The following is a 21,625-nucleotide window of genomic DNA, read 5'->3' as shown; positions in this document are numbered from 1 at the left end:
GTGTCGCCTGTCCCGGAGCCGCTGACGAGGCGCGGTTCCGGGGGCGGGCAAATCTTCCTCCAGATACGAGGACCCCATGCCGCATCTCGTGCTTGACAAGATTTCGATCCATTATGACGGCCAGCCGGCACCCGCCGTCGAGCGTGTGTCGATCACTGTCGCCAGGGAGGATTTCGTCGTGCTTGTCGGCCGCTCCGGCTGCGGCAAGACCTCGCTGCTCAATGTCGCCGCCGGCCTGGTCGCACCCGCGCGCGGCACGGCCTCGATCGGCGGCCGGCCGATCACCGGGCCCGGCTCGGACCGGGCCGTGGTGTTCCAGAACGATGCGCTGTTTCCGTGGCTCACGGCGCGCGAAAATGTCGCCTTCGCGCTCAGGCTGCGCGGGGTGAGGCCATCCGAACGGGCGCGGCGCGCCGACCGATTGCTGGACCTCGTGAAGCTCGGCGACGCCGGCGACAAGCGCATCTGGGAGCTGTCCGGCGGCATGCGCCAGCGTGTCGGCCTTGCCCGGGCGCTCGCCGCCGAACCGCAATTCCTGCTGCTCGACGAGCCGCTCGGCGCGCTCGACGCACTGACGCGCGAGCGCATGCAGACGACGCTGCTCGATCTGTGGACGGCAAGCCATGCCGGCGTGCTGATGGTCACGCACGGCATCGAGGAGGCGCTGGTGCTCGCCACCCGCGTCGTCGTGCTGGCGCCCGGCCCCGGACGCGTGGTGCGAACCTTCGAGCCGGGCTTCTCCCGGCGCTATGCCTCCGGCGAGCCGATTCGCGCCATCAAGGCCGATCCGGCCTTCGCGGCGGCGCGCGGCGAACTGACCGACGCGATCTTCGAGGGAGAGGCGGCATGACCGTGACATCTTATACGGAGCGATCGAGCCGGAAGATCGACGAGGTCGATGGCCTGTCGGTGCCATGGTCGCCGCCCGCCCCGAAGCGCAAAGGCGTCTCGGCGCGCATGATCAGCGCGATCACCATTCTGGTGGTGCTGGCGGTATGGGCGTTGTCGGCCCGCCTGCAACTCGTTTCGCCGGTCTTCCTGCCCTCGCCAGCCGCCGTGTGGAACAAATTCTTCGTTGTGGTTCGCGATGGCTTCGTCGACGCGACGCTGTTGCAGCACGCCGTCGCCAGCCTGGGCCGCGTGTTCACGGCACTCCTCGCCGCCATCCTCGTCGGCGTGCCGGTGGGCCTCGCCATCGGCATCAGCACGGCGGGGCGCGGCATCTTCGATCCGCTACTCGAATTCCTGCGACCGATCCCGCCGCTGGCCTATCTGCCGCTGGTCATCATCTGGTTCGGCATCGGCGAGCCGTCGAAAATCCTGGTGATCGCCGTCGCCATGCTGGCGCCGGTGGCGCTGTCGACCGCATCGGGTGTTCGGGGTGTCTCGCAGGAGCGCATCAACGCCGCGCGCTCGCTTGGCGCGACGCGCGCGCAAGTGGTCCGCCATGTCATCCTGCCCAGCGCCCTGCCCTCGATCCTGACCGGACTGCGCATCGCGCTCGGCGCCGGCTGGTCGACACTGGTCGCGGCCGAACTGGTGGCGGCGACGCGCGGACTTGGCTTCATGATCCAGTCGGCGGCCCAATTCCTCGTCACCGACGTGGTTGTGATGGGCATATTGGTGATCGCCGCCATCGCCTTCGTGCTCGAATTCACCATCCGCCGGATCGAGCGCGTGCTCGTCCCGTGGGCGGGACGGGAATGATCGGAAAAAGAGAATGACGATGCCCCATTCCACCGCCGTGTTGTTCGCCCATGTCGGCTCCTGGCTGCTCGGCCTTGCCTCCGATGACAAGGCGACAAAGGAGGACGCCCCGCGCTCGCCGGCGCCGGTCCGGTTCCGGGCCGGCCACGACCGCCTGCCCCCGCGCGACGAGAGTTTTTACTGGGCCTGGCAATACTGGTCGCAGTGAACGCGGCTCACCGCCTCAACGGTTCGCCCACCACAGTCCGATCAGGCCGGCCAGCATGGCGGCGAGGCCGATATAGAGCCATTGCGACTGGCCGGTCATGAAGCTGCCACCGACCACGCCGATGCCTTGCAGCGACCACAGCGCACCGACAGCCAGCACGATCAACGCCAGCAGGTTCTTGGCCAGCACATTTTTGGTCAGTCTCATTGTCGCACCCTACTTTTGAAAGTCGATCGATTGCGGCACCGTGGCCACGATGAAAGAGCCGAAGGAAATGGCCAGATCGTCCAGGATTCTATTTGAAGATCAACGCCGGATCTGTCATCAAAGTCCTTCGTGCCGATCAAAACATGATCGAAAACTGGTCAATTCGCGCCAGAAAATCCCTGACAGACTGTTACCCTGTGACTCCAAACGTGTGATCTCGCCACGGAACCGCCAGATCACTGCCGCATTTCCTGCCTTATTCTCGACCTAACGGCTGGGTCTGTCAAAAAACGGAGCCATCCCCCAAATATGAAGACCACGAAACAGACCGCGCTTGCCGCGGTAACGATCGCTGCTGGCCTGATGGTCGGTGCTTCCGCCACTTCGGCAACTGCCGCCGCCGGCCAGTGTGGCCGCGCCTCCTGGTACGCGCTGCACTCCAAGACCGCGTCCGGCGAGCGCATGAACCCCTCGGCGATGACCGCCGCCCACCGCACGCTGCCTTTCGGCACCAAGCTGCGGGTGACCAACAAGAACAACGGCCGCAGCGTCATCGTGCGCATCAACGATCGCGGCCCGTTCATCAAGGGCCGCGTGCTCGACCTCTCCAGGGGTGCCGCCAGCCAGCTCGGCTTTATCAGCTCCGGTCAGACCGCGATCTGCATGGCGCGCGTCTGACGGTTCGGGGTGTCCGGCATGAGGGGCCGGACACATATCCTTCACATTTCGGCGGTGCACATTGAGCCGGCTGCGCCCTTGAAGGCGGCTGCACCAAGGCTTCGGACGAAAGAAGCATTGGTCACGCCACGTGACGTATTGCATCGCAGCAATTAGTTGTTAACTTTCCCGCGAGACATCTAGGGCTCGGCGCTGCTCGTCGTCCCTTCGGTCGAGGCAGCAGCGGGGTTCTTGATGTTCTACCAGCTCTACGAAATGAACCACGCCGCCCTGCAGCCGGCGCGGCTCTATGCCGACGCGGTCCGGCTCTTCTATTCCAACCCGCTCAACCCGGTTTCGCACACGCCCTGGGGCCGTTCGATCGCGGCGGGCGCCGAACTCTTCGAGCGCACCACGCGCCGCTACGGCAAGCCGCAATTCGGCCTCGCCAAGACCGTGGTCGACTGGAAGAGCGTCGCGGTCAGCGAAAAGACCGTCTGGGCGAAGCCGTTCTGCAATCTCGTCCGCTTCGAGCGCGACGTTCCCGCTGGCCGCAAGGCCGACCCGAAGCTTTTGATCGTGGCGCCGATGTCGGGCCATTACGCGACGCTGCTGCGCGGCACGGTCGAGGCGATGCTGCCCTATGCCGATGTCCACATCACCGACTGGGTCGACGCGCGCATGGTGCCGCTGGCCGAAGGCCAATTCGATCTCGACGACTATATCGACTACATCATCGACATGCTGCACACGCTGGGTCCCGACACCCATGTGATGGCGGTGTGCCAGCCTTCCGTGCCGGTGCTGGCGGCGGTGGCGCTGATGGAGACGAAGGGCGATCCCTTCGTCCCGTCGACGATGACCTTGATGGGCGGGCCGATCGACACCCGCCGCAACCCGACCGCGGTCAATCTTCTCGCCAAGGAAAAGGGCATCGACTGGTTCCGCGACAATGTCGTCATGCGCGCGCCCTGGCCGGTGCCGGGCTTCGGCCGCGAGGTCTATCCCGGCTTCCTGCAGCTTTCCGGCTTCATGAGCATGAACCTCGACCGCCACATCATCGCCCACAAGGACTTCTTCATGAACCTCGTGAAGCATGACGGCGACAATGCCGAGAAGCACCGCGACTTCTATGACGAATATCTGGCGGTGATGGATCTGACGGCCGAGTTCTACCTGCAGACGGTCGACACCGTCTTCGTGCGCCATGCGCTGCCCAAGGGCGAGATGACGCATCGCGGCACCAGGATCGACACGTCAGCCATCCGCAACGTCGCCCTGTTCACGGTCGAGGGCGAGAACGACGATATTTCGGGCCTTGGCCAGACCAAGGCGGCGCAGGATCTCTGCGTCAACATCCCCGCCGACCGGAAGGCGCATTACATGCAGCCGGCGGTCGGCCATTACGGCGTCTTCAACGGCTCGCGCTTCCGCTCCGAGATCGTGCCGCGCATCGTCGACTTCATCACCAGCTATGGCCGCCAGAACCGCGTCGCGGTGAAGCCGAAGCTGGTCCGCACCGCAAAGCGGTAGCAATTGTGAAACGGAACCGGGCCGGTGGCCCGATTCTGTTGCACAATAGACGCTGTTCTCCCCTGCGGGTAACCATGCTGCAAATCAGGCCGTCGTCGTAATTGACACGGAGTGTAAATCGCCCTTAACGTTTCGTTAACAACAGGGCGAGCGGGGACAATGAATTCCTCAACCATGCAAAGGCTGCGCGTATGCGTGGCAGCCGGGCTTGCGTTAACGGGGGGCTGGATGGCACCGGCCTGGGCGTCGGGCGCCATGGCGACCGGAGGCCTTACCTCGCAGCCGATCGGCCACTATGATTTCTGCAAGCAGCATCCGGGCGAATGCTCGATCCGTCCGGCCAACCTCGCGCCGGCGGCCCTCACCGACGGCTTGATGCGCAAGCTCGCCAACGTCACCGCCAGGGTCAATGCATCGGTCAAGCCGATGAGCGACATGGACATCTACGGCAAGGACGAGGTCTGGGCCTATCCCGACAGGGGCGTCGGCGACTGCGAGGATTATGTGCTGGAGAAGCGTCGCCAGCTGTCGCGCATGGGCGTGTCGCTCGCCGATCTCCTGATCACCGTGGTGCGCAAGCCCGACGGCGAAGGCCACGCGGTGCTGACGGTGCGCACCGATGGCGGCGACTACGTGCTCGACAATTTGACCGACAAGGTCAAGGCCTGGGACCAGACCGGCTACCGCTTCCTCAAGCGCCAGGCGATCGACAACACCGGCCGCTGGGTCTCGATCCGCGGTGGCCAGCAGGTTCTGGTGGGGTCGGTGCAGTAGCAGAGAGCGCTGCCCTTCGGATCGCGGCAGCTCTCGTGCGCACCACCCTGTCTTCACTTATCCATAACAAAGGGCAGCGCCGCCCCTCATTGCCCTGCCGGGCATTTCTCCCCGTATAGTGACGGGGAGAAAGAGCCGTCATCGCCGATCTCGCCAATTGTTACCGGTACAGGAAGGGTGGCGAGGTTGCCACAGCGACCTTTCTCCCCGTTCTACGGGGAGAAGATGCCGGCAGGCAGATGAGGGGCGGCGCTGACATCGCCGATCGCGCGTCTCGCATACTCATTCCGAAAATTTTCCGCTCCTCCATGAACCATTTCCGTTCGCGCGGCGACACACAGCCGTGAACCGAACAAACCCAAACCATGGAGACCTCGAATGACTGCTTTTCTGCGCAACACCCTTCTCGCCGCCGCTGCCGTCTCGGCCCTGACCGGATCGGCTCTGGCCGGCCAGACCATTCCAAGCTGTTCCAACACCAACCTCAACGACCTGTGGGCCGGCCGCTGTTGCGGCGAGGCCGGCGCGTCGGACTGTCTGGGCGGTGGCAATGGCGGGCACGACCATGGCGACCATGGCCGTGGCGGCAATGGCGGCAGCACGGCCGGCAAGAACTGATCTCACCACGGCTGCCCGCTGGCTGGTCGCCGGCGGGCACCGTTTTGCGCTCGGGGCGCGTTGTCATGAAACTCGGCTACTTCAACCGGCCCAATGCCGCCCGGATCGATGCGGTGATGCGGCGCAGCTCCGCCTCGTCGAGTTTCTCGATGGTCTCGGCCAGGAGATTGGCAAGCTCGGTGGCGGCGGGCGACAGACCCGACGTGTCGAGTTTCACGCGCGGATGCGAGGTTTCGGCCAGCCGCGCCAGCTCCTCGGCATCGTCCCAGATGATGTTGAAATAGCCGATGATCTTCTGGATCAGCGTCCAGGTCGGCGCGCCGCGCCGGCCATGCTCGAGCGCCGAGAGATAGGCGGCGCTGACGCCGATCGCCGCCGCCATGTCCTTCTGGCTGACGCCGCGCTCGGCCCGCAGCGCCCGCAATCTCTCGCCGAACGGCGTCATGCGCCCGGCCTCATGCCCTGATCCGCCGCAGCCTGATATAGAGCGCGCCCGAACCGCCATGGTTGCGGGCGGCATGGTCGTGGCTGGAGACCAGCGGCCGGAACGCCGGCGTCGACAGCCAGGCCGGCACGGCGCGCCGCAGCACACCGTCGCCGCCCGAGGACGACCCCTTGCCGGTGATGACCAGCACATAGCGGACGCCGCCGGCATGCGCCCGGTGCAGGAACGAGAACAGCAGCGAATAGGCCTCGTCCTGCGTCATGCCATGCAGGTCGACGCGGCCCTCGATCGGCAGCCGGCCTTTTTGCAGCTTGTCCAGCGTCGGCTCGTCCAGCCGCTGCGTAACATGCTGCACCCTGGGCTTTGCCGCGCCGGGCGCGTTGGCGGCGGGCTGGGCTGGCTGTGCCGGCGTCGGCCTGGCATCGGCAGCCATGTCTGGAATGTCGACGGCGGCGCGGCCCTTCAGCGGTTTGGCGGTGCGCGCCACCAGGTTCCACAGCACCCGGTCGTCCTCGCTGAGCCTGTCCGGGCGCTTGCTCATTTCGCGCCCTCGGCCAACGCGCGCGGCACCAGCGCGTAGAAATCGGCGGCGTTGCGCACCACGCCGGCGATCTCGCCGGCGGCGTCGCCCGAGCCGGCGAACAGGTCGCCGCGCGCCGGTCCGGTGATGGCCGAGCCGGTGTCCTGCGCGATCATCAGTCGCCGGAACGGTGTTTCGTCGAAGGCGGTGAGGGTCGGCGCGTCGATGTGAAAGGGCGTGCCGAATGTGTGCAGCAGCCGGTCGACCGCCATCGAGCGGCCCGGCGTCAGCGGCACCTTGGCGGCCGCGATCGGCCCCAGCGCGGCGTCTTCCACGGCGGCCTCGCGAAAGAAGATGTAGGAGGGGTTCTGCCACAGGATCTCGTCGATCCGGTCGGGATGCGCCTTGAACCAGGCGCGGATCGACTGCATCGTCACCTGCGCCAGCGGGATTTCGCCCAGTTCGCTCAGAATTTTGCCGGGGCCGGTAAAGCGCTGGCCCGACTTGGCGGCGTAGGTGACGCGGCAGAGCCGGCCGTCGGTCATGGCGAGCCGCGCCGCGCCCTGCACATGGATGAAGAAGGCATCGACCTTGTCGGCCAGCCAGGCGATCTCCAGCCCCTGGCCAGCGAGCGCCCCGCGCTCGATGGCGCCGCGGTCGAAATATTCGGCAAGTCCATCCGGCGTCCGCTGCGCGAATGCCAGATAAGGATCCATCCCGGCGGGCCGGTTGGCGTCATCCACGTCAATGAGATCGGCCGGCCGCGACAGCAACGGCACGGCAAAATGCTGCGTCCGCACCGGCGAGGCCTCGACTACAGGCTCGTAGAAACCGGTGACGAGCCCGACGCCGGTCTCCGGCCGCACCAGCATCGGGACAAAAAAGCGCTCGAAGAAGGCGCGGGCCTCGGACGAACTGGTAGCGGGCGCTTCGCGCGCTTGCGCATAGGCCCCGGCGAAGGCGCCGAAATCGACGCCCAGCGCACCGCTGCGATAGGGTTTTGCCAACACGTGGAAGGCGGAACGGGCAAAGGCGGCGAAGGCCGGCAGATGGTCGTCGTCGCCCCAGCCAGGCAGGTCGCCGAAAGACTTTGCCGCGAAGGAAGGCGACAGCGACACCGGAGCCCCCGCCTATTCCGGACTCAGTCTTCTTCTTCGGTGGCGACGAGCTTCCAGTTCGGGTCGCGCGAGCGCGTGTCGCGGGCGAAGGTCCAGACATCCTTGACCTCGGCAACCGTCTCGGGATCGCCGTCGATGACCGTGCCGGCCTGGTCGCGCGTCGCCGAAATCAGCTCGCTGATGATGCGCAGCGTCACATGCGCCTCGCCGCCCTTCATCTCGGCCGAGACGATATCGGCCTTGTCGATGCCGACGAAGGAGGACTGGATCTTTTCCGACTTGGCCTCGCGCTCGCCGATCGCGGCGACGAAGCCGTCATAGACCTCGCGCGACAACAGATTCTTCAGCGTTTTGCGGTCGCCGTCGGCATAGGCCATGACGATCATCTCATAGGCCATCTTGGCGCCGTCGACGAAGCCCTTGGGGTCGAAGGACGGGTCGTTGTCCTTGATCGCGCGCAGGCCCTTGTTGAGATCTGTGTCGGGCTTGGCGAAGGCGTCGATCGCCGTATAGGCGTCGGCCGGCGCCGGCTCGCCGGGCGCCCGCTTGCGCGGCAGCGACACAACGTTCTCGGGCTTCTGCGTGGCGTCCTTGTCGGTGCGCGCGGCCGTATAGGGGTCGAAGGGCGGCCGTTCGCTACCGGTCCGACGGCCCAGCACATTGCGCAGCTGGAAGAAGATCACCACCGCCGCGATCAGGAAGAAAATCGTGCCGAAGTCGAAGAAGCCCATATTTTCCGCCAATCAATCCCTGCCTCTAGGCCGGACCATCCAGCCGACAGGCTGCGGTCGCATAGCGTTCACCATTCAAAGCATATAGAACGCAAGGCGCAATCATTCAAATCAAAGGCAGGCATACCTATCTAACAGCCTCCGTGCCAGCGGCGATTGGTCGCCAACCGGCAAAAACATCCGATCGAGAAGGCAAGACTTGCGCATTTCCTTCCTTCCCCTCCTCATCCTCGCACTTCCGCTGCTGGAAATCGCCGGTTTCGTCGTCGTCGGCCGCCAGGTCGGCGCGCTGGCGACGGTCGGCCTGGTGCTGGCCTCGAGCATCGCCGGCGTGCTTTTGCTGCGCCATCAGGGTTTTGGCGTCATGACCCGCATCCGCGCCGAAATGGATGCCGGCCATGATCCCAGCCGCCAGCTCGCCCATGGCGCCATGATCGTGGTGGCGGCGATCCTTCTGATCATCCCCGGCTTCATCACCGACATCATCGGCCTGCTCCTGTTCCTGCCGCCGGTGCGCGACTTCGCCTGGGAGAGGCTCAAGGGCCGCATTGTGGTCGCCACCAATTTCTCCACCGGCGGCTTCCGCCGCCAGCGCGACAAGGTCATTGACCTCGAGGACGGCGACTATTCGCGCGAGGACGATCTCAAGCGCGGCCCCGACCACAATTCGCCGTGGCGGCGCCTGAAGGACGACTGAGGGGGCGTGCCGCCCCGTTCCCGACGTCGGCGCTGCCCCTCATTGTCCTGCCGGACATTTCTCCCCGTATAGTGACGGGGAGAAAGGGCTGAATGCGCCGCTGGCGCCGTGCAGCGTTGGCGATTGGCGAAACCATTGATGACAGCACCCCTCTCCCCGTCCCTATACGGGGAGAGGATGCCGGCAGGCAGGTGAGGGGCAGCACTGCCCTCGACAATTGACTTCTCGAACGCACAAGCAGCCTCAAGCAAATGCCCTCGCCACCACAAGGCGGCAAACCTTGTCTTGTCATGTCGGCCATGCTAGCCAACGCCCGATTTCAATTCGGTCAGCAAAGCTGCCCAGGGGAAAAGGAAACGGCTCATGGCCAGCAATGATGACGCGCCGGTCGGCGCCAACGGCAACGGAAACGGCAACGCGACGCAGCCCTCGCTCAACGTGCTCGCCCAATATGTGAAGGACCTGTCCTTCGAAAGCCCCGGCGCGCCGAACTCGCTGCGCGGCCGCGACAAGGCCCCCGGCATTGCCATCAACGTCAACGTCAACGCCAATCCGCTCTCCGACAAGCAGTTCGACGTCAATCTGACGCTGAACGCCAAGGCCTCCTTCGACCAGGAAGTGCTGTTCAACGTCGAGCTGGTCTATGGCGGCGTCTTCGCCATTTCGGGCTTCCCGCAGGAGCACATGCTGCCGATCCTGTTCATCGAATGCCCGCGCCTTCTGTTCCCCTTCGCCCGCCAGATCATCGCCGAGGCGACGCGCAATGGCGGCTTCCCGCCGCTGATGCTCGACCCGATCGACTTCGCGCAGATGTTCCAGCAGAAGATCGCCGAGGACCAGGCCGCCTCGAAGGTCCAGGTGAGCTGAGCTCGGCCTGAACGGATTTCGTCGAAGAACCCGGCCTCGCGCCGGGTTTTTTGTTGGCGCGCCCCGCACAGGCCACCCCATGCCTTCGTCATCCTATGGCGGAGCAAGGAGCGAAGCGACGCGGCGCAGACCATAGGATCCATGCCGGGACTCCGATGCGTCGCCACGGGTCCAGAATTCTGCACCGCTGCACCCGTCAGCAAGGTCGCGGCATGGATCCTCGGGTCTGCGCCGCGTCGCTACGCTCCTTGCTCCGCCCGTGGATGACGAAGCCGCGAGAGCGGGTGCCCGCCCCCTGCGGAACACCGCATAACTCCTGCGGATTCCCGAACACTCCGCGCCGTCCCCTCGCCCTATCATTCCCTCTCAGGCAACGACGCCCCGGTGGTCGCGACCGCCTCGCGTGGCGATTTCGCCGGGGCGAGCCTGTTTTCGTGCATTCCCCTGCGCAGTCCGGCCGGCATGCACCAACAAAAGAGGGAACGATGATGAGATTCATGCTGACCGACAGGAACCTGCACCCGCGCGCCAGACCCGTCGCCGACGATTTCAGGAAGGGCGGCATCAGCCGCCGCGAATATCTGGCGCTGATGGCCGGACTCGGCGTCAGCGCCGCCGGCGCTTTTGCCCTGGGCGGCCTGACCGCGACGCCGGCCCGCGCCGCCGAGCCCAAGAAGGGCGGAACCTTGCGCGTCGCCATGAACGTCAAGGGCTTCAAGGACCCGCGCACCTTCGACGGCGTCGAAATGTCCAACGTGGCGCGCCATTGCAACGAATATCTGGTGCGCTGGAACACCGATTTCTCGTTCGAGCCGTGGCTCCTGGAAAAATGGGAGATGAGCGACGACGCCAAGACGCTGACGCTGCACGTGCGCAAGGGGATTTCGTGGTCGAACGGCGGCGCCTTCAACGCCGACGATGTCGTCCACAACCTGACCCGCTGGTGCGAGGCCGGCGTCGCCGGCAATTCGGTCGCCGCGCGCATGGGCGCGCTGGTCAACGCCGACACCAAGAAGGCGGTCGATGGCGGCATCGAGAAGGTCGACGACTACACGATCAAGCTCAACCTGCCGAAGCCAGACATTTCGCTGATCGCCGGCATGGCCGACTATCCCGCGCTGATCATGCACCGCTCCTATGATGGCGACGGCGACCCCATGAAGGCGCTTGCCATCACCACCGGCCCTTGCGAGCTGGTCAAATGGGACGCCGAGACGGGTGCGGAGGTGAAGCGAAAGGACAAGCCCTGGTGGAAGGGCGAGTTCTACCTGGATGGTATCAGGTGGATCGACTACGGCTCCGACCCCAACGCCATGTTGTCGGCCTTCGAATCCGGCGAGATCGACACCGACCACGAAACCGCTTCCGATGCCGTCTCGCAGACCGACAAGATGGGGCTGAAGAATTCCGAGATCGCCACCGGCTCGACCATCGTTGCCCGCTTCAATGTCTCCAACGCGCCCTATGACGACGTCAAGCTGCGCCGCGCCGCCCAGCTCGCCGTCGACAATTCCGCCGTGCTGAAGCTCGGCCTCGACGGCCGCGGCAAACCCGCCGACAACCACCATGTCGGCCCCATGCATCCTGAGTTTGCCGATATCGGCCCGGCCAAGCGCGATGTCGAGCAGGCGAAGACACTGCTCGCCGAATCCGGCAAGGCGGACCACGAATATGAGCTGATTTCGGTCGACGTCGAATGGCAGAAGAACACGGCCGATGCCATCGCCGCGCAGATACGCGAGGCCGGCCTGAAAATCAAGCGCACCGTGCTGCCCGCCGCCACCTTCTGGAACGACTGGAGCAAGTTCCCCTATTCCTGCACCGAATGGCTCGGCCGCCCGCTCGGCGTCCAGGTGCTGGCGCTGGCCTACAAATCCGGCGCCGCCTGGAACGAAAGCGCCTACGCCTCGAAGGAATTCGACGCGCTGCTCGACAAGGCGCTGGCCATGCCCGACCCCAAGGCCCGCAAGGAGATCATGGCCGAGATCGAGCGGAACCTGCGTGACTCAGGCATCATCATTCAACCCTACTGGCGCTCGGTCTACCGGACCTATCGCAAGGGGGTGGAAGGCTGCGAACAGCACCAGGCGCTGGAGCAGCATTTTGAGAAGGTCTGGATTGAAAGTTGAGGTTGGCGCGGCGTTCTTCCTTCTCCCCCTGTGGGAGAAGGTGGATTGCCGCGAAGCGGCAAGACGGATGAGGGGTGCGTGACGGATCGCCGCCTTGCAGAACTAAGCGCTGTGCGCCCAATCCTTTCCACCGCCTCACTCCGCTGGAACACCCCTCATCCGTCTCGGCGCTGCGCGCCGATCCACCTTCTCCCACAAGGGGAGCAGGGAAGCAGCGTCGCGCCCGCGCCTCACCTTCACCCTCAGCGCCGCCCCTCACTGTCCTGCCGGACATCTCTCCCCGTAAACGGGGCGAGAGGGCTGGCCGCAAACCCGGCGCCCTTCCTGCAACGTCTGCGATTGGCGAAAGCGGCAATGCCAGCCCCTTCGCCCCGTTTACGGGGGTGAGGAATGATCCGCATAGCGGACGAAAAGCCAATTGCTTGGCTTTTCGAATGACGAACGCCCGAAGGGATAGCGAAGGGCCGGGATGCAGGCAGGCAGATGAGGGGCAGCGCCAACGCCGGTCTTCCTGTCACGGATTCCGACAGCAGCGTTCATCCCTCACCGCCCATCCCCCACCAGCGTCCAGATTCACCCAGCAAAGGTCAGCACCAGGAAGGGATAGCCTGCCGTCGGCAGCGGCGCCGAGGTCGGCAGCAGGCGCGCGCCCCACAGCACCATGCCCACCGACACCAGGAACAGCACGGCGGCGACGAGCGCGGTCAGCCGCATCCACAGCGCAAACGTATTCGGCACGCTGACCAGGATCAGAGCCGCCGCCCAAAGTGGGATGCCGCCGACATAGGAAGGCACGCTGGCTGGCAAGCCAGCCGCGTTGCCAGCCAGAAGCAGGCTCTCGCCGGCAAGGAAGGTCAGGAAGCCCGCGGCCACGCAATCATTGCCGAGGCGCTGGTATTTCATCGTCAGCAGTGCCGTCGCCACCACCAGCGGCACGCCATCGATCGCCCAGAGTGTTTCGCGCAACGCATCGCTCGCCATGAAGGTGCCGGCAAGGCCGAAGGCGCCCCCGATGGCGAGGCCGGTGGCGACGGTGTCCAGAAAATTACTGCGCATTGAGGTCTGCCCAAGCCAGATGAAAGCGTCTACAGCGATCACAATGCTATGCAAGCACGAGTTTGCCATCGGCCACCGAGACGAAACCATCGGGCGGCCGGAAGAACGATTTCTATGGTGCGTCCCTAAGAATTTCTTGAAACCAAGGGAAGTGCCTGAGACTGGCTAAGTCGGTATCTGTCTCAAGGTGTGCCCTGGATGGAAGTGAGCCGACAGCGGCGCACGCTTCTAAATGAGTCCTGGCGCTATTCGTGTTACCTTCCAGCGCGCATAAACATGCCATATTATACGCTTCGGTTGGCTTTATCTTCAGGGCTTTTTCGAGCTTGTCGCGGATCGTGTCAAATAAAGTCGTATCCCCGGTGGCATTGGCCTTGGCCAACAACGCGGTGCCCCAATTATTCAGTGCATCGTAGCTATTTGGCTTAGCCTCCAGTGCCGCTTCGTACTTTTCACCGGCCGCATCAAACAGCGCGGCATTGCCAGCAACCTTGGCCTTGGCGAGAAGCGCGTTGCCCCAGTTAATCGCCGCCTCATAACTGTGGGGTCTGATCTTCGACGCCGCTTCGTATTTTTCGCAGGCCGCGTCAATCAGCGCCGTGCTGCCAGCTGCACTAGCCTTAGCCTTGGCCATTAGAGCATTGCCCCAGTTATTTAGCGCCTCATAACTGTCGGGCTTAACCTTCAGCGCCGTCTCGTACTTTTCGCAGACCACATCAAGCAGGGCCGGATCACCGGTGGCCTCCGCTTTTTCCATCAGCGCACTGCCCCAGTTGTTCAGCATCTCATAACTATCGGGCTTAATCTTCAATGCCGCTTCGTACTTGCTGATAATCTCATCTAATTGCGAGGTATCGCCGGTTATCCTAGCTTTAGCCAACATCGCGTTACCCCAATTGTTCAGCGCCTCGGCAATGTCCGGCTTGATATTGAGCGCCGCTTCGTACTTCTCGCCAGCCGAATCGAACAGCGTCGTTTCGCCAGCGGCTCGGGCTTTGCCCAGCAGCGCGTCACCCCAGAACGTCAGGGCCTCGTGGCTATCCGACTGTATTTCTAATGCCGTCTTGAACTTCTGAATCGCGGCTTCGAATAGAGCTGCCTCGCCGGATGCCCTTGCCTTTTCTATTATCTGGGTTCCCTCTCCCAACAACGCCGCCGCCAGTACCCTCGGGGGGATGTCCTCACCTCTATTTGAAGCAGCTATAATTTCGCCAAAGTCCCCCTTTAGGAGATCCATGCTAGCACGAAGTGCTAGATCTTCGACGGTTGGATCTATTTCGATCAGATCTAGCTTTTTTCGCAGAGCTTCCAACACGTCCACGCCAACATCAGACGTTCCGTCTATGGGAAATTTCGTAATCGGAGAAATCTCATTTCTAATGTGAGATATCGGATTTTGGAATACCATCGGAGGCCAACAGTTAAGTTCTTGAGCAACCCGCACAAGAAACGTATCTGCATCTGCGCCACCAAAATATTCTGCGAGTTGTGGATTTTTTGCCAATAGCTGAGATACGTTTGCATCGGCGTCATCGCCGTGGCCAATCCAAAACATCCGCTCTGTCCCATCGAACTCGCTTACGATGACTGGAAATACCGCGTCGGCCAAGCCACTATACCCGATGACCAAAAGTGGCGATGTTCTTATTGTCTCCATCAACAAAGGGCGAAGCCTCTCAGCATGATCCTTTGTCTCCTGATCGGAGTTTAACATGGAAAGACCATAGCCCTGACCATGAAGATGGATAATCGCTGGAGAAACGATATGATCTGTGGTTCTGGAGGCTCCAGTAACGAAATCATAAGTTGCTGGATACAGTCCGCAAATCCCGCAGGCTCTTGCAAGAACGCTGTCGAAATTGAAGGTCATTGTCCTTGACACAAAACCAGACGCCATCATTGCCGCTATGGCGATATTAGCCCAGTTTACTTTAGCTTCTTTTAGGTATTTTCCGAGTAGGTCTTTTCTGTCATTCTTACTCAGGCAAGCCATAAGGCGCCCGTAGCTTTTTCGATCATCATCGCTAAGCTTTGCGATGTGCGGTTGAAATTGAGAACTTTCGTTGATTTCCTTGATGAGTTCTCGCGCGAGTGGAATTCCAGCTGCTTTGGAGCAGCCGGCACCTATCAACAAAGAAAAAGGCCGAGTGTCTTTCGCGTGCCGTATGAATCCAGCTAAGCGTTTTACATCTTCTGATGAATATTTCCCCATAACAGAATAGTATCTACCGCCGCACGTAAATCAATAGACGCTGGGAGCCACGTCGCCCTCCTACAGGGGGCTTGAGGTCGCCATGCGCGCCAACCGGCTTCTCAATCCCCCATCTTCAGCGCCTGGATAAACGCCTCCTGCGGGATATCGACCTTGCCGAACTGCCGCATCCGCTTCTTGCCCTCTTTCTGCTTGTCGAGCAGCTTGCGTTTGCGGCTCACGTCGCCGCCGTAGCATTTCGCGGTCACGTCCTTGCGCAGCGCCGAGATGGTTTCGCGCGCGATGACCTTGCCGCCGATCGCGGCCTGGACCGGGATCTTGAAGAGATGGTTGGGGATCAGCTCCTTCAGCTTCTCCACCATCTGGCGGCCGCGCTTTTCCGCCGCCGTGCGGTGGACCAGCATGGAGAGCGCGTCGACCGGCTCCTCATTGACCAGAATCGACATCTTCACCAGGTCGCCCTCGCGGTAGTCGGTCAGGTGATAGTCGAACGAGGCGTAGCCTTTTGAAATCGACTTTAGCCGGTCATAGAAATCGAAGACCACTTCGTTGAGCGGCAGATCGTAGGTCAGCATGGCGCGCTTGCCGACATAGGACAGGTCGGCCTGGATGCCGCGCCGGTCCTGGCAGAGTTTCAATATGCCGCCGAGATAGTCGTCGGGGGTCAATATGGTGGCGCGGATCCACGGCTCCTCGATCGACGCGATCTTCACCACGTCGGGCATGTCGGCCGGGTTGTGCAATTCCTTCATCGTGCCGTCATTGAGCTGCAGCCTGTAGACGACGGAGGGTGCCGTGGCGATCAGGTCGAGGTTGAACTCGCGCTCCAGCCGCTCCTGGATGATTTCCAGGTGCAGCAGGCCAAGGAAGCCGCAGCGATAGCCGAAGCCGAGCGCGGCACTGGTTTCCATCTCATAAGAGAAAGAAGCGTCGTTGAGGCGCAGTTTGCCGACGGCGGCGCGCAGGTCCTCGAAATCGGCGGCGTCGACCGGGAACAGGCCGCAGAACACCACCGGCTGCGCCGGCTTGAAGCCGGGCAGGGCCTTTGCCGTCTGGCGCTTGTCCTCGGTGATGGTGTCGCCGACGCGGGTGTCGGCCACTTCCTTGATCGAGCCGGTGAAGAAGCCGAACTCGCCGGGGCCAAGCTCGTCGACATTGATGCGGGCGGGCGTGAACACGCCGGTGCGCTCGACCAGGTATTTGGCGCCGGTGCCCATCATGCGGATGGTCTGGCCCTTCTTCAAGACGCCGTCGATGATGCGCACCAGCACGATGACGCCGAGATAGGCGTCGTACCAGCTGTCGACCAGCATCGCCTTCAGCGGCGCCGTGGCATCGCCCTCGCGCGGCGGCGGCAATTGGTGGACGATGGCCTCGAGCACGTCGGGAATGCCGAGGCCGGTCTTGGCCGAGATCAGCACGGCGCCGGAGGCGTCGATGCCGATCACCTCCTCGACCTGCTCGCGGATGCGCTCGGGCTCGGCGGCCGGAAGGTCGACCTTGTTCAGCACCACGACGATCTCGTGGTTGTTGTCGATCGCCTGGTAGACATTGGCCAGCGTCTGCGCCTCGACCCCTTGTGAGGCGTCGACCACCAGCAGCGAACCCTCGCAGGCGGCGAGCGACCGCGACACTTCATAGGCGAAGTCGACATGGCCGGGCGTGTCGATGAGGTTGAGGATATAGTCCTCGCCATTGTTGGCGCGGTATTTCAGCCGTACCGTCTGCGCCTTGATGGTGATGCCGCGCTCGCGCTCGATGTCCATCGAGTCCAGCACCTGCTCCTTCATGTCGCGCAGCTCCAGCCCGCCGGTCGACTGGATCAGGCGGTCGGCAAGCGTGGATTTGCCATGGTCGATATGGGCGACGATGGAGAAATTGCGGATGTGGTCGAGGGGCGTGCTCATGCCGCGCGCTTTAGCAGGGGCGGCAAGCGGCGGCAAGGCTTGGCGCCCAAGGGCCGCCTTGCCGCTCGCAAAGCGGTGAAATCGGCAAAAGAATCGAAAAAACCGGCCCGCGGGCCAAGAATGCATAAACTTTGATCGATCACATTAGAGCTTGGTTTGCTGGCTGCGTGGTAACTGCACGCTCGCTAATGTCCGTCGAGGGTTTGAAATGTTCAGGGTTTTGCGCGGCTTTGCCCGCTCCCGCAGCGGGTCGATGATGCCGCTCTTCCTGGTGAGCCTGATGCCGCTGATCGCGGTCATCGGCTTCTCGGTCGACTATACCGGCGCGGTCCAGACCAAGTCCAACCAGCAGCAGGCGCTCGATGCCGCGATCCTGACGATCACCACCATGGACACCACGTCGACGCTGGCGCAACGCCAGGGGCTGTTGCAGGATTCCTTCGCCGCCAATGGCGGACAAGGCGCCGCGACGCTGACCAACTTCGTGGCTGGCAGCGCCACCACCGCCACCACCGCGCGGGCCACGGCAAGCTTCGCCATGCCGACCGTTTTCATGCAGATCGCCAGGATCGACACCGTGCCGATCGCCGTGGCCTCGGCGGTCAGCAAGCCGCCGGCGCTGGTCAATGCGACCTTCAAGGTCACCGGCGTGTCGGGTTACTGGAACAAGACGATGACCCTCTACGGCACGCAGTTCGGAGCGGCCGTGGCCAAGCCGCTGATGACGATCGACTATGTCTATGGCAACACCAAAGACCCGAAGGGCTACGGCACCACCAACGTCAACGTTTTGACCACGAATTCAGCCGGCAACACCGTCACCACGCTTGTCCAGAGCCAGGTCTGCACCGTCGGCAACAATCCGCCAACGGGCGTGACCCTCAAGACCGATGCGAGCGGCACGAAATATTACTGTGTCGATACGATGTATCCCGCCAACAGCGCCGGCGCGGCGATCGACGTCAGCCAGATGGGCGGCCTCTATTTGCAGATGGATGTGCCGTCGGGTAACCCGAAAAAGCTGATCTCCAACGACCCCGCGACGTCCAACCGGCTCTATAGCGGGTTGAGCGCGAACAGCCTGACCGAGACCGCCACCGGTCAACCCGTTGACATCTTCAGCGTCGTGCCTTGCGGCGCGACGGCCTATCAGGCTTGGGAAGACGGCGGCAACTCGGTTCCCGCGCCAGTCAGCAACGCCGACTTCTTCTACAACGTCACCGGCAAATGCGACTACAACAAGCGGCCCTCGGAGACCGCACTGACGCAGTGACACTGCCGATCTCCCCCTCGTGGGGGAGATGGCCGGCAGGCCAGAGGGGGGCGCTGTCCCGCCGACCTTACAGGTTCATCCGCTAGGCCCGATTTCCTCTCTGTCAATCCAAGATCGATGATTGTGGAATTTCACCTCGATCAGCGCTCTACGGCGCCCCCCTCTGTCCTGCCGGACATCTCCCCCACAAGGGGGGAGATTGGATGCGACCACCGTTTTCGCCAATCTCCGAGGCCGCAAGGAACACGCGCGCCACCATCTTCAATCACAAACCGGTGAGCGTTGTAACGAAGCCCGTGGCGGCGGCGAAGTGGGGATATGAGCGGCGCATCGTGGCGCCCTCCCACGGAGCAAGCCGATGTCGCCAGTCATGTCATGCAAGATCCTCGCATTGTCCGGCCTCGCCACGCTGGCGCTCGCCGCCGCGCTTGGTGCGGCCAGCGCCCAGCCGCTCACCGTGGTCGAGCTGTTCACCAGCCAGGGCTGTTCGTCCTGCCCACCGGCCAATGCCAACCTCATCAAGGTCAAGGACCGGCCCGGCGTGCTGGCGCTGTCCTTCAACGTCACCTATTGGGACTATCTCGGCTGGAAGGACACGTTCGGCAAACAGGAATTCACCCGACGCCAGGTTTCCTACGAGCCGCCGCTCGGCCATGACGGGCCGTTCACGCCGCAAGTGGTGGTCAACGGCCATGCCGATGTCGTCGGCGCGGCACCCGGCGAGATCGAACATCTGATCGCTGCGACGGCCAGGACCGGCGGCCCGTCGCTGTCGCTCGGCGGCGGCAAGATCGCGATCGGCGCCGGCGCGGCACCGGGCGGCCACGCCGACGTCTGGCTGGTGCGCTATACCAAGGGTGTCGTCGAAGTGCCGGTGGCGCGCGGCGAAAACACCGGCCGCACCTTGCCGCATGCCAATGTCGTGCACGCGCTGACGAAACTCGGCGGCTGGACCGGCGCTGCCAAGACGCTCGATCTGCCGGCGGCCTCCGGCGGCCTCAGCACCGCCGTGCTGGTGCAGTCACCCGGCGGCGGGCCGATCCTGGCCGCCGCGACCGACTGATCATCCCCTTTTACCGCACGGGGCCGCGCAACGCGGCAACGCATCACCCGGCCCGCTTGCGCGCGCCAAAACCCAAGGAGACTTCCATGACCAGATATCTGACCCTGCCGGCGCTCGCCTTCGCGCTTTCGGCCGCCATGTTCGTCGCCGGCGCCCGCGCCGACGACGCGACCAACGCCATGAAGCCCGCCAATGCGATGGCGACCGACGCCATGAAGCCCGCGACGGATGCCATGAAGCCGGCGGATGCCATGAAGCCCGCGACCGACGCGATGAAGCCCGCCGACCCGATGGCCACCAACGCGATGAAGCCCGCGGCGGATGCCATGAAACCGGCGACGGATGCGATGAAGCCGGCGCAGTAAACCGGGCCGGCCGCCCCAGCCTCGCTCGGCCAACCTCTCCCTGCTGGGGAGAGGAGACTGTCGGCGCCGGCGCGAGCCTCTTCTCCCCTCGGGGAGAAGGTGGCCCGAAGGGCCGGATGAGGGAGCCCCGCCGACAGGGGCCGCCGCACGGCAAATTGAGAACCTCTTGGCGGCCTGCCTCGTATATACTGGAACAACAACAGGAGATCAGGACATGACCGGTACCGAAAAGACACGACCGTTCTTTACCCGCGGCGCGCTGGCCGTGCTCGGTTTCGCAGCGGTGGCGGCGGCGGCCTTCTGGCAGACCCCGGCGCGCTCAGCCGAGGACGCGGTGGTGATCCCGCCGCCCGCGATGGACGAAAAGGCCGCAACGGGCAGCGAAAAGGCCATCTTCGCCGGCGGCTGCTTCTGGGGCGTGCAGGGCGTGTTCCAGCACGTCAAGGGCGTCAGCAAGGCCGTTTCCGGCTACACCGGCGGCGCCAAGGACGACGCCGTCTACGAGACGGTCGGCACCGGCCGCACCGGTCACGCCGAATCCGTCGAGATCACCTATGATCCGTCCGAGGTGACCTATGGCCAGCTGCTGCAGGTCTATTTCTCGGTCGCCCACAACCCGACCCAGCTCAACTACCAGGGCCCGGACTCGGGCACCCAGTACCGCTCGACGATCTTCGCCGAAAACGATGCCCAGAAGAACATCGCGCAGGGCTACATCGCCCAGCTCGACAAGGCCAAGCTGTTCGGCGCGCAGATCGTCACCACGATCGAGACCGGCAAGACCTTCTACCCGGCCGAGAACTACCACCAGGATTTCCTGACGCTGAACCCGACCTACCCCTACATTGTCTACAACGACCTGCCCAAGGTGGCGAATTTGAAGACGCTGTTCCCGGCGCTTTACAGCGACAAGCCGGTGCTGGTGCTGTCGGCCAGCAACTGATGAGGGTTATCTCCCCCTCGAGGGGGAGATGTCGCCAAAGGCGACAGAGGGGTCGGTTCGACCGGGCTCGACTTCCTGCGACAGAAGAAGGCTAGCGCTCCATCTCCGGCGACCCCTTCTGGCCTGCCGGGCATCTCCCCCTCAGGGGGAGATGCCGCACCGTCACCGGTAAAAGTAGGGGTCGAGAACCCGCACCTCCGTGATCTTGTCGACCGGCAGCGAATTCTTCTGGGCCGTGCTGCGGATCGCTTCCGGCGAGGGTGCGTCGTAGATGCAGAATGTGTGCTTCTTGTCGGGGGACACGAAGGACTGCACCCAGGTCACGCCTTTTTCCGCATTACGCATGATGACGCCGTCCAGCGCATCGGCGCCGGCATCGTTCATCGGAATGTTGAGGCCATCGGGAAAGGTACGTTCAACCAGGTAACGGGGCATGGGATTTCCCTTTTCTATTGCGTCGCACTCGATCCGAGCGCGGCCAGAGTGTGACCATGCGCATCGGCGGCGCGCATCGGCACCATTCCCCATGTTTCCCCGATTGATTCCCCATATTGGCCTCGGAGCCACACAGCGGATACCAAACACGCCTATCGTG

The 21,625-nt window shown here is 63.5% G+C and carries 23 protein-coding genes; 14 read left to right on the top strand and 9 right to left on the bottom strand.

Going from position 1 to position 21,625, the window contains the following annotated elements; translation table 11 throughout:
* Positions 1-76 precede the first annotated feature (76 nt).
* From LB569_RS21870 to LB569_RS21860, 3 genes are read left to right on the top strand one after another with little or no spacing between them, the layout of a single operon-like run.
* Positions 77-850 (top strand): taurine ABC transporter ATP-binding protein, encoded by a 774-nt coding sequence (locus tag LB569_RS21870; protein WP_224694048.1) that lies wholly within the window; start codon positions 77-79, stop codon positions 848-850.
* A complete protein-coding gene (locus LB569_RS21865) occupies positions 847-1,707 on the top strand; it encodes an ABC transporter permease subunit (protein WP_224694047.1) in 861 nt (286 codons plus the stop codon). The genes LB569_RS21870 and LB569_RS21865 overlap by 4 nt, the downstream gene beginning before the upstream one ends.
* A 19-nt stretch (positions 1,708-1,726) precedes the next feature.
* The gene (locus LB569_RS21860) at positions 1,727-1,915 is read left to right on the top strand and encodes a hypothetical protein (RefSeq protein ID WP_224694083.1); all 189 of its coding nucleotides are present in this window, start codon (positions 1,727-1,729) and stop codon (positions 1,913-1,915) included.
* Positions 1,916-1,930: 15 nt separating this feature from the next.
* Here LB569_RS21860 and LB569_RS21855 read toward each other — a convergent pair whose 3' ends face one another.
* Positions 1,931-2,122, bottom strand: a complete 192-nt coding sequence (locus LB569_RS21855; RefSeq protein ID WP_224694046.1) for a hypothetical protein — start codon at positions 2,120-2,122, stop codon at positions 1,931-1,933.
* Between the two features lie 309 nt (positions 2,123-2,431).
* On the opposite strand from LB569_RS21855, the gene LB569_RS21850 reads away from it, so the two are divergent.
* From LB569_RS21850 to LB569_RS21835, 4 genes are all read left to right on the top strand, one after another.
* Positions 2,432-2,800, top strand: a complete 369-nt coding sequence (locus LB569_RS21850; protein ID WP_224694045.1) for a septal ring lytic transglycosylase RlpA family protein — start codon at positions 2,432-2,434, stop codon at positions 2,798-2,800.
* A gap of 234 nt (positions 2,801-3,034) precedes the next feature.
* On the top strand, positions 3,035-4,312 hold the full coding sequence (locus LB569_RS21845; RefSeq protein ID WP_224694044.1) for a polyhydroxyalkanoate depolymerase: 1,278 nt from the start codon (positions 3,035-3,037) through the stop codon (positions 4,310-4,312).
* 159 nt (positions 4,313-4,471) lie between these two features.
* Entirely contained in the window at positions 4,472-5,086 is a 615-nt protein-coding gene (locus tag LB569_RS21840) for a transglutaminase-like cysteine peptidase (protein ID WP_140703593.1), read from the top strand.
* A 378-nt stretch (positions 5,087-5,464) separates the two neighbouring features.
* Positions 5,465-5,704, top strand: coding sequence for a hypothetical protein (locus tag LB569_RS21835; protein WP_140703591.1), 240 nt, complete (start codon positions 5,465-5,467; stop codon positions 5,702-5,704).
* Between the two features lie 76 nt (positions 5,705-5,780).
* On the opposite strand, the gene LB569_RS21830 is transcribed toward LB569_RS21835, so the two are convergent.
* Genes LB569_RS21830 through LB569_RS21815 form a run of 4 tightly spaced genes read right to left on the bottom strand, consistent with a single transcriptional unit; the run spans position 5,781 to position 8,518 of the window.
* Entirely contained in the window at positions 5,781-6,149 is a 369-nt protein-coding gene (locus tag LB569_RS21830; RefSeq protein ID WP_140703589.1) for a helix-turn-helix domain-containing protein, read from the bottom strand.
* Positions 6,150-6,159: 10 nt separating this feature from the next.
* Complete coding sequence (locus LB569_RS21825; protein ID WP_224694043.1) at positions 6,160-6,690, bottom strand: Smr/MutS family protein; 531 nt, start codon at positions 6,688-6,690, stop codon at positions 6,160-6,162.
* A complete protein-coding gene (locus LB569_RS21820; protein ID WP_224694042.1) occupies positions 6,687-7,787 on the bottom strand; it encodes a murein transglycosylase A in 1,101 nt (366 codons plus the stop codon). The genes LB569_RS21825 and LB569_RS21820 overlap by 4 nt, the downstream gene beginning before the upstream one ends.
* Positions 7,788-7,810: 23 nt before the next feature.
* Positions 7,811-8,518: a Tim44/TimA family putative adaptor protein gene (locus tag LB569_RS21815; RefSeq protein WP_015314736.1), complete on the bottom strand. Its 708-nt coding sequence runs from the start codon at positions 8,516-8,518 to the stop codon at positions 7,811-7,813.
* Positions 8,519-8,717: 199 nt separating this feature from the next.
* Here LB569_RS21815 and LB569_RS21810 point away from each other — a divergent pair, with 199 nt between their 5' ends.
* From LB569_RS21810 to LB569_RS21800, 3 genes are all read left to right on the top strand, one after another.
* Complete coding sequence (locus tag LB569_RS21810; RefSeq protein WP_224694041.1) at positions 8,718-9,215, top strand: FxsA family protein; 498 nt, start codon at positions 8,718-8,720, stop codon at positions 9,213-9,215.
* A gap of 363 nt (positions 9,216-9,578) precedes the next feature.
* On the top strand, positions 9,579-10,082 hold the full coding sequence (gene secB, locus LB569_RS21805) for a protein-export chaperone SecB (protein WP_224536780.1): 504 nt from the start codon (positions 9,579-9,581) through the stop codon (positions 10,080-10,082).
* Positions 10,083-10,570: 488 nt separating this feature from the next.
* Positions 10,571-12,211 carry an ABC transporter substrate-binding protein gene (locus LB569_RS21800; protein ID WP_224694082.1) on the top strand — a complete coding sequence of 547 codons (1,641 nt, stop codon included), beginning with the start codon at positions 10,571-10,573 and terminating at the stop codon, positions 12,209-12,211.
* Between the two features lie 573 nt (positions 12,212-12,784).
* Here LB569_RS21800 and LB569_RS21795 read toward each other — a convergent pair.
* The 3 genes from LB569_RS21795 to lepA all read right to left on the bottom strand — a co-directional run bounded on the left by LB569_RS21795 (position 12,785) and on the right by lepA (position 17,386).
* Positions 12,785-13,267, bottom strand: a complete 483-nt coding sequence (locus LB569_RS21795; RefSeq protein ID WP_224694040.1) for a hypothetical protein — start codon at positions 13,265-13,267, stop codon at positions 12,785-12,787.
* A gap of 112 nt (positions 13,268-13,379) precedes the next feature.
* A complete protein-coding gene (locus tag LB569_RS21790; RefSeq protein ID WP_224694039.1) occupies positions 13,380-15,479 on the bottom strand; it encodes a TPR end-of-group domain-containing protein in 2,100 nt (699 codons plus the stop codon).
* A 101-nt stretch (positions 15,480-15,580) separates the two neighbouring features.
* Positions 15,581-17,386, bottom strand: a complete 1,806-nt coding sequence (lepA, locus tag LB569_RS21785) for a translation elongation factor 4 (protein ID WP_224694038.1) — start codon at positions 17,384-17,386, stop codon at positions 15,581-15,583.
* Between the two features lie 208 nt (positions 17,387-17,594).
* Here lepA and LB569_RS21780 point away from each other — a divergent pair, with 208 nt between their 5' ends.
* The 4 genes from LB569_RS21780 (at position 17,595) to msrA (ending at position 21,030) form a co-directional block, all read left to right on the top strand.
* Entirely contained in the window at positions 17,595-18,659 is a 1,065-nt protein-coding gene (locus tag LB569_RS21780; protein ID WP_224694037.1) for a TadE/TadG family type IV pilus assembly protein, read from the top strand.
* 358 nt (positions 18,660-19,017) lie between these two features.
* On the top strand, positions 19,018-19,722 hold the full coding sequence (locus tag LB569_RS21775; RefSeq protein WP_224694036.1) for a DUF1223 domain-containing protein: 705 nt from the start codon (positions 19,018-19,020) through the stop codon (positions 19,720-19,722).
* An 86-nt stretch (positions 19,723-19,808) separates the two neighbouring features.
* The gene (locus tag LB569_RS21770; RefSeq protein WP_224694035.1) at positions 19,809-20,087 is read left to right on the top strand and encodes a hypothetical protein; all 279 of its coding nucleotides are present in this window, start codon (positions 19,809-19,811) and stop codon (positions 20,085-20,087) included.
* Positions 20,088-20,301: 214 nt separating this feature from the next.
* Complete coding sequence (gene msrA / locus LB569_RS21765; RefSeq protein ID WP_224694034.1) at positions 20,302-21,030, top strand: peptide-methionine (S)-S-oxide reductase MsrA; 729 nt, start codon at positions 20,302-20,304, stop codon at positions 21,028-21,030.
* 162 nt (positions 21,031-21,192) lie between these two features.
* Here msrA and LB569_RS21760 read toward each other — a convergent pair whose 3' ends face one another.
* Positions 21,193-21,465 carry a DUF4242 domain-containing protein gene (locus tag LB569_RS21760; RefSeq protein WP_224694033.1) on the bottom strand — a complete coding sequence of 91 codons (273 nt, stop codon included), beginning with the start codon at positions 21,463-21,465 and terminating at the stop codon, positions 21,193-21,195.
* Between the last annotated feature and the right edge of the window lie 160 nt (positions 21,466-21,625).

It is taken from the genome of Mesorhizobium sp. BH1-1-4 (assembly GCF_020165665.1).
Taxonomy (GTDB): domain Bacteria; phylum Pseudomonadota; class Alphaproteobacteria; order Rhizobiales; family Rhizobiaceae; genus Mesorhizobium.
This window is presented reverse-complemented; position numbering and strand designations above follow the sequence as displayed.